Origin of the sequence: Stenotrophomonas pavanii (assembly GCF_900101175.1) — a bacterium.
Classification (GTDB): domain Bacteria; phylum Pseudomonadota; class Gammaproteobacteria; order Xanthomonadales; family Xanthomonadaceae; genus Stenotrophomonas; species Stenotrophomonas pavanii.
The window spans coordinates 150,199-163,084 of record NZ_FNFQ01000003.1; the positions used below are offsets into that span (position 1 = coordinate 150,199).

A 12,886-nucleotide genomic window follows, 5' to 3' on the forward strand; every position below is an offset into this window, starting at 1 on the left:
CTGGGCTCAGTGCTCGAACAAGGTCGGCGTCGCTTCGAACCGGCGCGCGTAGGCGCGTTCTTCCGCCACCCGGGCTACCTCGTCATCGGCCAGGTCCGGCGCGCCATACACCGCATAGGCCACGCTGCCGTCGGCCCCATGGCCGACCTGGTGCAGCCGGTAGCGCGAGTGGCCGCCGCCGGTGTCTTCGGGGTAATGCACGGGCGGATGGCTGCCTTCCAGGTCCATTTCACTGTTGTCGACCACGCCACCGACGAACAAGGCTCGCATGCAGGTTCTCCTGGGTTCCGGGGGGAGCCTCTACCCTGAACGTTTCAATGTTGCTGGCAGATCAAGGCCCCGTTCGGGTTTCGCAAAGCGCCCTGGGCGGGGCTGCCTGGCCGAGCCGGTACAATGGTCGGCCCTCACGCTTGAAGTACCCCGCGCCGATGGCCTCCAGCGACGACGCCCCCCTGCAGACCCTGCTCCTGCCGTTCTCCCAAGGCGCCCTGCGCTGGCCGGAGGGCCCGGTGGCCTTCCTGCGTGCCCGCGACGGCTGGCCGCTGCGCGAAGTGGCCGGCCACCGCGAGCTGCACTGCGAACAGAGCTTTGCCCCGTTCGCGCAGCCGCTGCAGCATGCCGCCGGCTGGACCGTCAGTGGCCAGCTGGAGGATGGGGCCGGCAAGGGCCGCTACCCGCTGGTGCTGGTGCTGCCGCCGCGCCAGCGCGAAGAAGCCCGTGCGCTGTTCGCCCGCGCGCTGGCGCTGGTCGCCGAAGGGGGCCGCATCGTCGCCTGCCAGTCCAACAACGAAGGCGCACGCTCCGGCGAGGGTGACCTCAGGCAGCTGACCGGCCTCGGCGGCAGCCTGACCAAGAACCATTGCCGCGTGTACTGGACCGCCCCGATGCAGGGCCAGCACGATGCCGAGCTGGCCAAGCGCTGGTCGGCGCTGGATGCGGTGCGCCCGATCGTCGGTGGCCGCTTCCTCAGCCGCCCGGGCGTGTTCGCCTGGGATCGCATCGATCCGGCGTCGGCGCTGCTGGCCGAGCACCTGCCGCCCGACCTGGCCGGCCGCGCCGCCGACCTCGGCGCCGGCTACGGCTATCTGTCGCGCGAGTTGCTGGAACGCTGCCCGAAGATCACCGCGCTGGACCTTTACGAGGCCGAGCAGCGCGCGTTGGCACTGGCCGAGCTGAACCTGGCGCCGCCGCCGCGCGCGCTGCCGCTGCGCTTCCTGTGGCAGGACGTCACCACCGGCATCGAGCCGGGTTACGACGTGATCATCAGCAATCCGCCGTTCCACACGCCGTCGCGCGCCGACCGCCCGGACATCGGCCAGCGCTTCATCGCCGTGGCCGCGCAGGCGCTGCGCCCGGGTGGGCGCCTGTATGTGGTGGCCAACCGCCACCTGCCGTACGAGCACACCCTCAACGACAGTTTCGGTGCGGTGCGCGTGGTCGCCGAGCGCGATGGGTTCAAGCTGGTCGAAGCGGTGAAGGGGAAGGGCAAGTGAAGCTGGTCAAGCACATCGCCAACCTGGGCTATGGCAGCCGCAAGCAGGTGCAGTGGCTGTTCCGCGAAGGCCGCATCACCGATGCCGACGGCGAGGTGTTGTACGCCGACGACCAGGTGCCGCATGAGGCCATCCGGGTCGATGGCGAGCCACTGGATCCGCCCGTGGGCCTGTCGATCGCGCTGCACAAGCCGGCCGGCTACACCTGCTCGACCAAGGATACCGGTCGCCTGATCTACGACCTTCTGCCGCCGCGCTTCCGCGACCGCGACCCGGTGCTGTCCACGGTGGGCCGCCTCGACCGCGAGACCAGTGGCCTGCTGCTGCTGACCGATGATGGTGGCCTGCTGCACCGGATCATCTCGCCGAAATCGAAGCTGCCCAAGGTCTACGAGGTCGAGTTGAGCGACGACCTGCGCGGTGATGAAGTGGCGCTGTTCGCCAGCGGCACGCTGATGCTGGAGTCCGAGAAGACGCCCCTGCTGCCGGCTGAACTCGAAGTGCTGGATGCGCGTCGCGCGCGCCTGGTGCTGCACGAAGGTCGTTACCATCAGGTACGCCGCATGTTCGCCGCCACCGGCAACCACGTGCAGGCCCTGCACCGCAGCCGCGTCGGCGGGCTGGACCTGGAGGGGCTGGACGAAGGGCAATGGCGGCAGCTCACCCCTACCGACCTGGATACGCTGTTCGCTCCATGACCCACATCGCTGCGCTGCCGTTTCTTCCCGACGCCGTCATCTTCGACATGGACGGCCTGATGATCGACAGCGAGCGTGTCTCGCTGGCCTGCTGGGGCCAGGCCGCCGATGAATTCGGGCTGGGCCTGGACGAGGCAGTGTTCCTGCGCATGGTCGGCCTCGGCGACCGCGATTCGCACGCGCTGCTGCGCGCGCAGGGCATCGAGGACAGCGTGATCGATGCGGTGGCCGCACGTTGCCACGACCTGTATGAGGCACGTACGCAGACCGGGTTGCCGCTGCGTCCGGGCATCCTGGAACTGCTGGAGCTGCTGAAGGCACATGCGATCCCGCGTGCGGTGGCCACCACCACGCGGCAGCCGCGGGCCGGCCGCAAGCTGGCCGCTGCCGGCCTGCTGCCGTATTTCGATGCGGTGATCACCAGTGGCGACGTGGCGCGGCCGAAGCCGGCGCCGGACATCTACCTGCTGGCCGCGCAGCGGCTGGGCCAGGCGCCAGAACGTTGCCTGGCGCTGGAAGATTCACCGGCCGGCACGCGCGCTGCACTGGCGGCGGGAATGACCGTGATCCAGGTGCCGGACCTGGTACATCCGGATGAAGATCTGCGCGCACTGGGCCACCGCATCGTCGGCTCGCTGGTGGATGCGCACGCGTTGCTGCTGCCGTTGCTGCCGAGGTAACGGTGGGTGCCGTCCGCCCCTGACGGTGGGTGCCGACCGCTGGTCGGCACGCCTGCCCCATCACACCCGACCGAACACCAGCGCCGCGTTGGTGCCACCGAAGCCGAAGCTGTTGGACATCACCGTGTCCAGCTTCTGTGCGCGGCTCTCGCGCAGGATCGGGAAATCCACCACCTTCGGGTCCAGCTCGGCGATGTTGGCCGAACCGGCCACGAAGCCGTCGCGCATCATCAGCAGGCAGTAGATCGCCTCGTGCACGCTGGCCGCACCCAGTGAATGGCCGGACAGCGCCTTGGTCGAGGACAGCGGCGGCACCGCGTCGCCGAATACTTCGCGGATCGCGTTGAGCTCGGTGACATCGCCCAGCGGGGTCGAGGTGCCGTGGGTGTTGAGGTAATCCAGCGGGCGGTCGACGCCCTGCAGTGCCATCTTCATGCAGCGCACCGCGCCTTCACCGGAGGGCGCCACCATGTCGGCGCCATCGGAGGTCACGCCATAGCCGATCAGCTCGGCATGGATGCGCGCGCCGCGTGCGACGGCGTGGTCGTAGTCCTCCAGCACCAGCATGCCGCCGCCACCGGCGATGACGAAGCCGTCGCGGTCCTTGTCATACGGGCGCGAGGCGCTGGCCGGAGTGTCGTTGAAGCTGGTCGACAGCGCGCCCATCGCGTCGAACATCACGCTCATGGACCAGTGCAGGTCTTCGCCACCACCGGCGAACATGATGTCCTGCGCACCGTGGCGGATCATGTCCGCAGCGGCGCCGATGCAGTGCGCGGAGGTCGCGCAGGCGGCCGACAGCGAGTAGCTGACGCCCTTGATCTGGTAGGCCGTGGCCAGGCAGGCCGAGACCGTCGAGCACATCGTGCGCGGCACCATGTACGGGCCGACCTTGCGCACGCCCCGTTCGCGCAGCAGGTCGACGGCACCGATCTGCCATTCGCTGGAGCCGCCACCGGAGCCGGCAATCAGGCCGGTACGCAGGTGGCTGACCTGCTCGGCGCTGAGCCCGGCATCGGCGATGGCATCGCGCATGGACAGGTAGGCGAAGGCCGCCGCGTCGCTCATGAAGCGCTTCTGCTTGCGATCGATCAGTGCGTCCAGGTCGAGGTCGACACGGCCGCCGACCTGGCTGCGCAGCCCGGCCTCGGCGTGGTCGGCCAGCTGGGTGATACCCGAGCGCCCTTCGCGCAGCGCAGACGATACGGTATCCAGATCATTGCCGAGGCAGGACGTGATGCCCATGCCGGTGATGACGACGCGACGCATCAGAAGCTCCCGGTTTCAGTGAACAGGCCGACGCGCAGGTCGCGCGCGCTGTAGATTTCGCGGTCATCCACGTACATGCGGGCGTCCGACTGGGCCATCACCAGCTTGCGGTTGATGACCCGGCTGATGTCGATCTCGTAGCGCACCCGCTTGGCGTCCGGCAGTACCTGGCCGGTGAACTTCACTTCGCCGCAGCCCAGTGCGCGGCCCTTGCCGGGGGCACCCAGCCAGGTCAGGAAGAAGCCGGTCAGCTGCCACATGGCGTCCAGGCCGAGGCAGCCGGGCATCACCGGGTCGCCGATGAAGTGGCAGCCGAAGAACCACAGGTCCGGGCGGATATCCAGCTCGGCGCGTACCATGCCCTTGCCGTGCGGTCCGCCGTCCTCGTGGATGTCGGTGATGCGGTCGAACATCAGCATCGGATCGTTGGGCAAACGGCCGGCGGCGGTGCCGAACAGTTCACCGCGTGCGCTGGCCAGCAGCTGTTCGCGGTTGAACGCGTGGAGACGGGTCATGAAGCACAATCCTGGAAGCGGGGAAACAGGGAAACAAGTTCTCGAGGATGCCCGTGGAAACTGTGCCGATCAAACATTTCAACCGTACGCAACCGTAGAGTTTTCAAGGGAATACGCGCATCCTGTTGATGTGCAACGACCATACTTCGGCGTGTGGCCTGCCTGGCCCGCCCCCGCCTTTTCCGCCCGACATGACCCGACTGCGCAAGATCATCCACGTTGACATGGACGCGTTCTACGCGTCGGTGGAGCAGCGCGACGATCCGTCACTGCGCGGCAAGCCGGTGGTTGTGGCATGGCGCGGCGCGCGTTCGGTGGTGTGTGCGGCCTCGTACGAGGCACGCGTGTTCGGCGTGCGTTCGGCGATGCCCGCGGTGCGCGCCGAGCGCCTGTGCCCGGACGCGATTTTCGTACCGCCGGACTTCGCGCGTTACAAGGCGGTGTCACAGCAGGTACGCGCGATCTTCCTGCGGCATACCGACCTGGTCGAACCGCTGTCGCTGGACGAGGCCTACCTGGACGTGACCGAGCCGAAGAGTGGCATCGAGCTGGCCACCGACATCGCGCGCACCATCCGCGCTCAGATCCGCGAGGAAACCCACCTGACTGCTTCAGCCGGGATCGCCCCGAACAAGTTCCTGGCCAAGATCGCGTCGGACTGGCGCAAGCCGGATGGCCAGTTCGTGATTCCACCGCAGCGGGTGGATGCGTTCCTGCTGCCGCTGCCGGTGAAACGGGTGCCTGGCGTGGGCAAGGTGATGGAGGGCAAGCTGGCCGCGCGCGGCATCGTCACCTGCGGCGACCTGCGGCAATGGGCATTGACCGATCTGGAAGAGGCGTTCGGCAGTTTCGGGCGCAGTCTGTACAACCGGGCGCGCGGCATCGACGAGCGGCCGGTGGAGCCGGACCAGCAGGTGCAGTCGATTTCCTCGGAGGACACCTTCGCCGAAGACCTGCTGCTGGAAGACCTGACCGAGGCAATCGTGCAGTTGGCGGAGAAGACCTGGAAGGCCACCCGCAAGACCGAGCGTGTCGGCCATACCGTGGTGCTGAAGCTGAAGACCGCGCAGTTCCGCATCCTCACCCGCAGCTTCACCCCGGAGCGCCCGCCGGAATCGATGGAAGAACTGCGCGACATCGCGCTGGCCCTGCGTGCCCGCGTCGACCTGCCGGCGGAGACCCGTTACCGTCTGGTTGGTGTCGGGCTGGGCGGCTTCCGCGAGAAGGAGCCGGTGGTGCAGGGCGAGTTGTTCGAGCACGGACCGAACGAGTCCACATCCCTCTGATCTGCAAAGGCGGGGTCAGCGCCCGTTGCGCAGCAACGGGATCCGACCCCAGTAGATTGCCGATATCTGTCGAAGGCGGGGTGGGTCCGGTTGCGGGGGCGTGAGCGCCATGGATGGCGCGACCGGGCCTCCATGGACGGATTCACGGCGTCCCCCGCAACCGGACCCACCTCGCCATCCCACGGATGGCCAGCTGTTGCTGTTGCTGTTGCTTCGGCTGTTGCTGTTGCCTCTGCAGGTGCAGGGCGCAGCCCTGCAAAAGAAAACGCCCTACCTCATGGCCACTGCATCTCGCCCTTGGCCACCTTTGCACTCAGCTCCAGCGACGCCACGCCGGCCAGCGTCGGGTAGCGCGACTGCATTGCTTTCACCAGCGCCGCACTGTCCTTGGCCTTTGCCGTTTCGGCATCGAACGCGCGGATGTAGTCCGCAGTGAAGCGCAGTGCACTGGCATCCAGCGCCGCACCCGGCGCGTAGTGCCCCGGCACCACCACCGTCGGCTTCAATGCCTGCAGTCGCTGCAGGGTCTGCAGCCAGTCGGCATGTGACTTCGGCGTCTGCGTGTCGGCCATCCACACGTGCTCGCCGGCCACCACCGGAATGCCACCAACGATCGCGCGCAGCGACGGCACCCACAGCACGGTGCGGTCCGGGGTCGGGCCGTCCAGGCCGATCAGCGGCAGGCGCTGGCCTTCCAGCTGCAGGGCATCACCGTCCAGCACCTGCGGCACGACGATGCGCGCCGGCGCATCGGCTCCCATTTTCGGTCCCCAGTAGGCCAGCTTGCCGGCCTGGGTCTGCCGGATATGCGCAACGGTCTGCGCGGTGGCGACGATGCGTGCCTGCGGGAAGGCGTCCTGCACGGTGGCCAGGCCGAAGTAGTAGTCCGGATCACCGTGGCTGATGTAGATCGTGGTCAGCTGCTTGCCGCTGGCGCGGATCCGTTCGACCAGCGCGCGCGCGTCGCTGGCACCGAATTGCGCGTCGACCAGGATCGCGTCGTGGCGGCCTTCGATCAGCACCGAGGAGACCGAGAACATCGCCTGCGGGCCGGGATGGAAGGTCTGCAGGTGCAGCTGGGCTTTCGTCGCCGCCGCCGGCGCCGGGGTGGCCGGTGCGGCGAGCAGCGGTGCACTGGTGAAGCTGGCGGCCAGGGCGAGGGGGAGCAGCAGGGCAGCGGTACGCATGGGAATTCCTTGTGTAGAGCCGGGCCAATGCCCGGCTGCATGTTCGCGTAGAGCCGAGCGCGGGCTCTGCTCTACAAGGGACGTGCGTGGATCAATACGCGGCCGTGATGATCTGCTTCGGGTACTGGTGTGCTTCCAGCTCGGCGACGAACGCTGCACCGTAGTCGGCGTAGCTGATGCGGCTGTGGCCGCTGGCATCGGCGAGGAAGGCCTTGGGCTGCACGCGGTACTGGCCGCGCTCTTCGCCCGGGCCGATTTCGGCGGCCGGCGAGAAGAAGGTCCAGTCCAGGTCGTCCACCGCCTGCAGGCGGTTGAATGCCTCACGGTGGGCCAGCGCGTACGGCTTGTAGGCCTCCGGGAAGTCGGGGGTATCGACCAGCTGCACGCCGGGCGCGACTTCCAGGCTGCCGGCACCACCGACCACCACCAGGCGCGGCACGCCGGCCTTGCGTGCGGCGGCGGCCAGCTGCGCGGCGATCTCGCCCACACGGCCGATGTCATCGCCGGGGCGCGGGCCGTAGGCACTGGCCAGCACGTCGTGGCCGGCAATGGCGGCGACCAGCGCATCCAGGTCGTCCAGCGAGGCGACCACTGGATGCGCACCGGCCAGTTCAGCCGGGAGGTCCTGCGCGCTGCGCACGATGACGGTGAGTTCGTGGCCGCGGGCCAGCGCGTGGCGGGTGATCTGGCGGCCGATGTTGCCGGTGGAACCAACGAGGGCGATCTTCATGGCAGGACTCCGTGGGGCGGTGTGGGGTGGGAATGGGGCCACTCTAGGCCCCTGCAGTCGGCCGAAAAACAGCGTATAACGCGCTTGTTTGTTGCATGGATCGAGCATATGGACCGATTGACCGCCATGACCGTGTTCGTCGAAGTGGCCGAGCGTGGCAGCCTGACCGCGGCCGCCGAGGTGCTGGACATGTCGCGGGCGATGGTCAGCCGCTACCTGGCCGAGGTCGAGGCCTGGCTGGGCGCGCGCCTGCTGCACCGGACCACGCGCCGGGTCAGCCTGACCGGCCCGGGCGAGGCGGCGCTGGCGCGCTTCCGCCAGATGCTGGCGATCGGCGAGGAACTGCAGGGCGAGCTGGCCAGCGACGATCCCGAGCCACACGGCACGCTGCGGGTCACCGCCAGCGTGTCGTTCGGGCAGAGCCACCTGGCACGGGCCGTTGCCGGCTTTGTTGCGCGCCATCCTGCCGCGCGCATCGAGCTGCTGCTGGTCGACCGCATGGTGAACCTGGTGGAGGAGCGGGTGGACCTGGCGGTGCGCATCGCGCGCCAGATCGACCCCAGCCTGATCGCGCGCCGGTTGGCCACCTGCCGCTCGGTACTGTGCGCAACGCCGTCGTACCTGCAGGCACGCGGCACGCCCACCGCCCCCGAGCACCTGGCCGCGCACAACTGCCTGACCCACCATTACGTCGGCAAGAGCCTGTGGCAGCTGCACCGCGATGGCCGTTCGCTGTCGGTGGCGGTGGGCGGCAACATCAGTGCCAACGAGGCCTCGCTGCTGCTGGAGGCGGTGCGGGCCGGTGCCGGCATCGCCATGCTGCCGACCTACCAGGTGGCACCGTTGCTGCGCAGCGGTGAACTGATCGAACTGCTGCCTGCGTTCAGTCTGGACGAACTCGGTATTCATGCCGTGTACGCATCACGCCGCCAGCAGCCCGCTATCATGCGGCGATTCCTGGACTACCTGGCCGAGTGCTTCGCCAGCCCGGCCTTCCAGGATCTGGATTGGCGCCCACCGGGCAAGGAGAACACATGAACCATGGACAGGCCTTGATCGACCACAACCGTGCTGCCTGGGACCGCCAGGCCAGCGAAGTGCGCGAATGGTCGCGCCCGGTGGAGAGTTCAACGATTGCCGCCGCGCGCGAAGGGCGTTGGCAGGTGCACCTGACGCCCCGCGCCCTGCCGCTGGACTGGCTGGGCGATGTGCGCGGCCGCCGGGTGCTGTGCCTGGCCTCGGGCGGTGGCCAGCAGGCACCGGTGCTGGCGGCGGCCGGGGCCGACGTCACCGTGTTCGACCTGTCCGACGGGCAGCTGGAACAGGACCGCAGCGTGGCGGCGCGCGACGGCCTGCGGCTGCGCACGGTGCAGGGCGACATGCGCGACCTGCACGTATTTGCCAACGACAGCTTCGATGTGGTGTTCCACCCCATCTCCAATCTGTACGTGCCGGACGTGCGCCCGGTCTGGACCGAATGCCGCCGCGTGCTCGCGCGCGATGGCATGTTGATGGCCAGCTTCTACAACCCGGTGCTGTTCGTCGGTGCGCGCGATCCGCAGCTCGATGCGCAGGGCCTGATTCGGCCGCAGTACGCCATTCCCTATTCGGACCTGGAAGACCTGCCCGCCGCCGAACGTGAGGCGAAACTTGCCCGCGGCGATGCGCTGACCTTTGGCCACAGCCTGACCGAACTGATCGGCGGCCAGCTGGATGCGGGGTTCGTCATCGATCGCTTCATGGAAGACTGGCAGCCGCAGCCGCGCTTCCTGATCGACCGCTACCTGCCCACGTTCCTGGCCACCCGCGCGCGCCGGATCGGCTGAGGCGGATCGGCGCAGAAACCAGCGGCGTACAATGGGCGGCCCCACGTCGTGCAGGTGCCGTCCCTTGTCGTATCCCTATCCGCTGGTCGTGTTCGACCTTGATGGCACGCTGGTCGACAGCGCAGCTGATATCGCCGAAGCACTGAACCGCACGCTGGAAGACATCGGCATGGCACGCGTGCCGGAAGCCACCGTGCTCGGCTGGATCGGCGACGGTGTGCGCCGCCTGGTCGAACAGGCCGTGCACGCCGCCGGTCGTGAGGTCGACCTGGCCGAGGTGATGCCGGTCTTCATGGTGCACTACCGCGAGTGCCTGCTGCGCAGCCCGCGCCTGTTCGATGGCGTGGCCGACGCACTGGCGCAGCTGCGCGCACGCGACGTGCCACTGGCGATCTGCACCAACAAGCCCGAAGCACTGGTGCCGCCTCTGCTGCAGCACCTGGGCATTGGTGATGCGTTCGCGCTGGTACTGGGGGGCGATTCGCTGCCGCAGCGCAAGCCCAGTGGCGAACCGCTGCGGCACATCGCTGCGCATTTCGCGCTGCCGGTGGACGCCTGCCTGATGGTGGGAGATTCGTTGACCGACTACCGCGCCGCCGAAGAGGCCGGCATGCCGATCGCGCTGGTGCGCTACGGCTACCCGCGCGGCCTGGATCTGGCCAGCGCGCATGCGGTGGCAGTGATCGACGACCTGCGTGAGTTGCCGGGGTTGGCCGCGGGCCGGTAACCCAGCCAACGCAACAGGTGGTGCCGGCCGCTGGCCGGCAACCCAGGGCCGACGCAACAGGTAGTGCCGGCCGCTGGCCGGCAACCCAGGGCCAACGCAACGGGTAGTGCCGGCCGCTGGCCGGCAACCCAGAGCCAACGCAACGGGTAGTGCCGGCCGCTGGCCGGCAACCCCGAGGACGTCGCCGAAGGTCATGATGTTGCCAGCCGCTGGCCGGCACCACCATGACCGTCGCGGTCATTTCGGCTGGTAACGCACGCTCAGCTGGTACTCGCGACCGGGCTGGTTGAACCACGCCACTGTTTCATAGCGGCGGTCGAACACGTTGGCAGCGCGCGCCAGCAGCGACCACGACGGCGTCAATGCGTATTCGGCGCGAACATCCAGCGTACCGTAGCCGCCCACCTTCACCGCATTCGAGGCGTCGTCATAGCGCTTGCCCGCACCCTGCACGGTGAGGCCGGCACGGAAGTCCCCGAAGCGGCGATCGATGTCCAGGCGCGCAGTCTGCTGTGCACGACGCGGCAGCCAGTTGTCGAACTGGCTGCTGCCGCGGGTGCGGTTGCGCGGGTCGGTGTAGCTCAGCTGCGCGTTGAGGTCGAAGCCGGCCAGCAGCATGCCACCGGTCAGTTCGGCGCCGCGGATGCGCGCCTTCTCCACCTGCTGCATCCTGAACGTCGACGCATCGTAGGTGATCAGGTCATCGATGCGGGTCTCGTACACATCCAGGCCCCAATGCCAGCCCTGGCCCTGCTGCAAAACGCCCAGGTTGGCACTCTTGGACTTCTCCGGCTTCAACGTCGGCACGCCGCTCCACGGGTCGTACAGGTCGCTGAAGGTCGGCGCCTTGAACGCGGTGCCGTAGCTGGCATTGACGCGCAGGCCGTGTCCCAGTTCCATCGCCCAGCCGACACTGCCGGTGGCATGGTTGCCGAACTGCTGGTTGTCGTCGTTGCGCGCACTGGCCTGCAGCTGGTGGCGACCAAAGCGGCCCTGGTACTGCACGAACACGCCGGTGTTGCGACGGCTGTCGACCAGATAGCCGGCACTGCTGCCATCCAGGTTGTCCTGGCTCCAGTCCACACCGGTGCTCAGCAGCTGGCCCTCGGCCAAGCCGATGTCACCCTGCAGCGAGGCGCTGTCGCGGTGGGTCTGCGCACTGCCACGCGCACCGAAGTCGCCGACGTTGTCCGACTCGTTGTCGCTGCGGCCGACAGTGGCGGTCAACGCCAGGCGCTCGGACGGGGTGTAGCGCACCTTGCCGGCCAGCACCTGCTGACGGGTTTCCGAGTAGTTGTAGTAGCCGTCGTAGTGGTTCTTGCCGTCGGCACGCAGTGCGCTGCCTTCCACGCTCCACTGGTCGTTGAAGGTGTAGCCGCCGCGCAGGCTCTTGGACAGGTTGCGGTAGCCGTCGCGGTCATGTTCGTCGGCAAAGCAACCGGTGAACAGCGTTGCCGAGCCGCGGCAGGCATCGATGCCATCGGAATGCTGGTAGGCGATGTCGGCGCCGAACCAGCCGCGCTCGGTACCGCCGCCGATGCCGCCGCTGGCCTCGCGCAGGCCGTTGCTGCCACCGCCGAGCTGGAAGTGCGGTGCGAAGTCGCCCGGGTTACGGCGGGTGAAGATCTGGATCACGCCGCCGATGGCGTCGGCACCGTACAGGCTGGACTGCGGGCCACGCACGATCTCCACGCGCTCGATCTGCGCCAGCGGCAGGTCCTGGTACATCGCCAGGCCGAGGTCGGCGCTGTTGATGCGCACGCCATCGATCAGCACCACGGTGTGGCCCGAGTTGGTGCCGCGCAGGAACAGCGAGCTCTGCTTGCCCAGCCCGCCGGCATTGGTCAGGTTGATGCCGGCGCGGCCGCGCAGCAGTTCCTGCAGTGAAGTGGCCTGGCTGGATTCGATCTGGGCGCGGTCGATCACCTGCGCCGGCGCGATGCTGTCCTGCAGGGCGATCGGGGTGCGGGTGGCGGTGACCAGGATCTGGTCGAGCGCGGTGGTGTCATTGGCGGCCTGGGCCAGCGCGGGCAGGGCGGCCAGCACGGCCAGGGACAGCATTCGGGACTGCAGCTTCATGGGGGACTCCAGGTGCCACGCACGCCCGCGTGGCGAAGGGGAGGAGCCGCGAAGGCAGGCATGCGCCGACGCCGCAGCGCAGGCTGCGGTCATCCAGCGCCATGCCCACCGCATCGCGACCTGAGGCTTCCGGGCCGGTCTCCGGGCTTGCCGCCGGGTGGCCGGGGGGCCACCGTCCAGGCGCCTTCCCATGCACAGGGCACAGTGGCGTTGTTGCCTGGAACTGACGTGCTTACCGTTGCGGGGGCAGCGCCGGCATGGCGTGGAATCACGCGTCACCGGCTTCCCGTTTCAACCTGCCGGCCGTGGCCGCAGGTCACCTGGAAGTGCGCGCAGTCTACGGCATCGCAGGCGGCCCGTAGCGCCGCGCTTGCTCGACTGCCTTTGCCATGCCTT

At 68.4% G+C, this 12,886-nt stretch carries 13 protein-coding genes and 1 riboswitch; of the genes, 7 read left to right on the forward strand and 6 right to left on the reverse strand.

The annotated features are described in order from the left end of the window. Positions 1–6 precede the first annotated feature (6 nt). Positions 7–270 carry a hypothetical protein gene (locus tag BLS66_RS06920; protein ID WP_005407925.1) on the reverse strand — a complete coding sequence of 88 codons (264 nt, stop codon included), beginning with the start codon at positions 268–270 and terminating at the stop codon, positions 7–9. Positions 271–428: 158 nt separating this feature from the next. On the opposite strand from BLS66_RS06920, the gene BLS66_RS06925 reads away from it, so the two are divergent. From BLS66_RS06925 to BLS66_RS06935, 3 genes are read left to right on the forward strand one after another with little or no spacing between them, the layout of a single operon-like run. Beyond that, positions 429–1,493, forward strand: coding sequence for a class I SAM-dependent methyltransferase (locus BLS66_RS06925; RefSeq protein WP_074725502.1), 1,065 nt, complete (start codon positions 429–431; stop codon positions 1,491–1,493). Next, on the forward strand, positions 1,490–2,191 hold the full coding sequence (locus tag BLS66_RS06930) for a pseudouridine synthase (RefSeq protein WP_074725503.1): 702 nt from the start codon (positions 1,490–1,492) through the stop codon (positions 2,189–2,191). Before BLS66_RS06925 ends, BLS66_RS06930 begins: the two co-directional genes overlap by 4 nt. Continuing rightward, positions 2,188–2,871: an HAD family hydrolase gene (locus BLS66_RS06935; protein ID WP_074725504.1), complete on the forward strand. Its 684-nt coding sequence runs from the start codon at positions 2,188–2,190 to the stop codon at positions 2,869–2,871. Before BLS66_RS06930 ends, BLS66_RS06935 begins: the two co-directional genes overlap by 4 nt. A 60-nt stretch (positions 2,872–2,931) precedes the next feature. Here BLS66_RS06935 and fabB read toward each other — a convergent pair whose 3' ends face one another. Beyond that, the gene (fabB, locus tag BLS66_RS06940) at positions 2,932–4,140 is read right to left on the reverse strand and encodes a beta-ketoacyl-ACP synthase I (RefSeq protein ID WP_049464518.1); all 1,209 of its coding nucleotides are present in this window, start codon (positions 4,138–4,140) and stop codon (positions 2,932–2,934) included. After that, positions 4,140–4,655, reverse strand: a complete 516-nt coding sequence (gene fabA / locus BLS66_RS06945; RefSeq protein WP_049464516.1) for a 3-hydroxyacyl-[acyl-carrier-protein] dehydratase FabA — start codon at positions 4,653–4,655, stop codon at positions 4,140–4,142. The genes fabB and fabA overlap by 1 nt, the downstream gene beginning before the upstream one ends. 191 nt (positions 4,656–4,846) lie before the next feature. On the opposite strand from fabA, the gene dinB reads away from it, so the two are divergent. Further along, positions 4,847–5,941 carry a DNA polymerase IV gene (dinB, locus tag BLS66_RS06950; protein WP_049464514.1) on the forward strand — a complete coding sequence of 365 codons (1,095 nt, stop codon included), beginning with the start codon at positions 4,847–4,849 and terminating at the stop codon, positions 5,939–5,941. Between the two features lie 275 nt (positions 5,942–6,216). Here the strand turns inward: dinB and BLS66_RS06955 are convergent, their stop codons facing one another. Both BLS66_RS06955 and BLS66_RS06960 read right to left on the reverse strand, forming a co-directional pair. After that, entirely contained in the window at positions 6,217–7,128 is a 912-nt protein-coding gene (locus BLS66_RS06955) for an MBL fold metallo-hydrolase (RefSeq protein WP_074725505.1), read from the reverse strand. A gap of 91 nt (positions 7,129–7,219) precedes the next feature. Beyond that, positions 7,220–7,858, reverse strand: coding sequence for an NAD(P)-dependent oxidoreductase (locus tag BLS66_RS06960; protein ID WP_074725506.1), 639 nt, complete (start codon positions 7,856–7,858; stop codon positions 7,220–7,222). A 108-nt stretch (positions 7,859–7,966) separates the two neighbouring features. Here BLS66_RS06960 and BLS66_RS06965 point away from each other — a divergent pair, with 108 nt between their 5' ends. The 3 genes from BLS66_RS06965 to gph all read left to right on the forward strand — a co-directional run bounded on the left by BLS66_RS06965 (position 7,967) and on the right by gph (position 10,411). Then, the gene (locus BLS66_RS06965; protein WP_049465043.1) at positions 7,967–8,896 is read left to right on the forward strand and encodes a LysR family transcriptional regulator; all 930 of its coding nucleotides are present in this window, start codon (positions 7,967–7,969) and stop codon (positions 8,894–8,896) included. Continuing rightward, on the forward strand, positions 8,893–9,684 hold the full coding sequence (locus tag BLS66_RS06970) for a class I SAM-dependent methyltransferase (protein ID WP_049465045.1): 792 nt from the start codon (positions 8,893–8,895) through the stop codon (positions 9,682–9,684). The genes BLS66_RS06965 and BLS66_RS06970 overlap by 4 nt, the downstream gene beginning before the upstream one ends. A gap of 64 nt (positions 9,685–9,748) precedes the next feature. Continuing rightward, on the forward strand, positions 9,749–10,411 hold the full coding sequence (gph, locus tag BLS66_RS06975; RefSeq protein ID WP_053462075.1) for a phosphoglycolate phosphatase: 663 nt from the start codon (positions 9,749–9,751) through the stop codon (positions 10,409–10,411). Between the two features lie 237 nt (positions 10,412–10,648). Here gph and btuB read toward each other — a convergent pair whose 3' ends face one another. After that, on the reverse strand, positions 10,649–12,490 hold the full coding sequence (gene btuB / locus BLS66_RS06980) for a TonB-dependent vitamin B12 receptor (protein ID WP_074725507.1): 1,842 nt from the start codon (positions 12,488–12,490) through the stop codon (positions 10,649–10,651). Positions 12,491–12,605: 115 nt separating this feature from the next. Further along, a riboswitch (cobalamin riboswitch) is annotated at positions 12,606–12,829 on the reverse strand. Positions 12,830–12,886 lie beyond the last annotated feature (57 nt).

Coding starts and splice junctions, on each gene's coding strand:
- BLS66_RS06920 (WP_005407925.1), bottom strand. CDS start 270: ATGCGAGCCTTGTTCGTCGGTGGCGTGGTCGACAACAGTGAAATGGAC.
- BLS66_RS06925 (WP_074725502.1), top strand. CDS start 429: ATGGCCTCCAGCGACGACGCCCCCCTGCAGACCCTGCTCCTGCCGTTC.
- BLS66_RS06935 (WP_074725504.1), top strand. CDS start 2,188: ATGACCCACATCGCTGCGCTGCCGTTTCTTCCCGACGCCGTCATCTTC.
- fabB (WP_049464518.1), bottom strand. CDS start 4,140: ATGCGTCGCGTCGTCATCACCGGCATGGGCATCACGTCCTGCCTCGGC.
- fabA (WP_049464516.1), bottom strand. CDS start 4,655: ATGACCCGTCTCCACGCGTTCAACCGCGAACAGCTGCTGGCCAGCGCA.
- dinB (WP_049464514.1), top strand. CDS start 4,847: ATGACCCGACTGCGCAAGATCATCCACGTTGACATGGACGCGTTCTAC.
- BLS66_RS06955 (WP_074725505.1), bottom strand. CDS start 7,128: ATGCGTACCGCTGCCCTGCTGCTCCCCCTCGCCCTGGCCGCCAGCTTC.
- BLS66_RS06960 (WP_074725506.1), bottom strand. CDS start 7,858: ATGAAGATCGCCCTCGTTGGTTCCACCGGCAACATCGGCCGCCAGATC.
- BLS66_RS06965 (WP_049465043.1), top strand. CDS start 7,967: ATGGACCGATTGACCGCCATGACCGTGTTCGTCGAAGTGGCCGAGCGT.
- BLS66_RS06970 (WP_049465045.1), top strand. CDS start 8,893: ATGAACCATGGACAGGCCTTGATCGACCACAACCGTGCTGCCTGGGAC.
- btuB (WP_074725507.1), bottom strand. CDS start 12,490: ATGAAGCTGCAGTCCCGAATGCTGTCCCTGGCCGTGCTGGCCGCCCTG.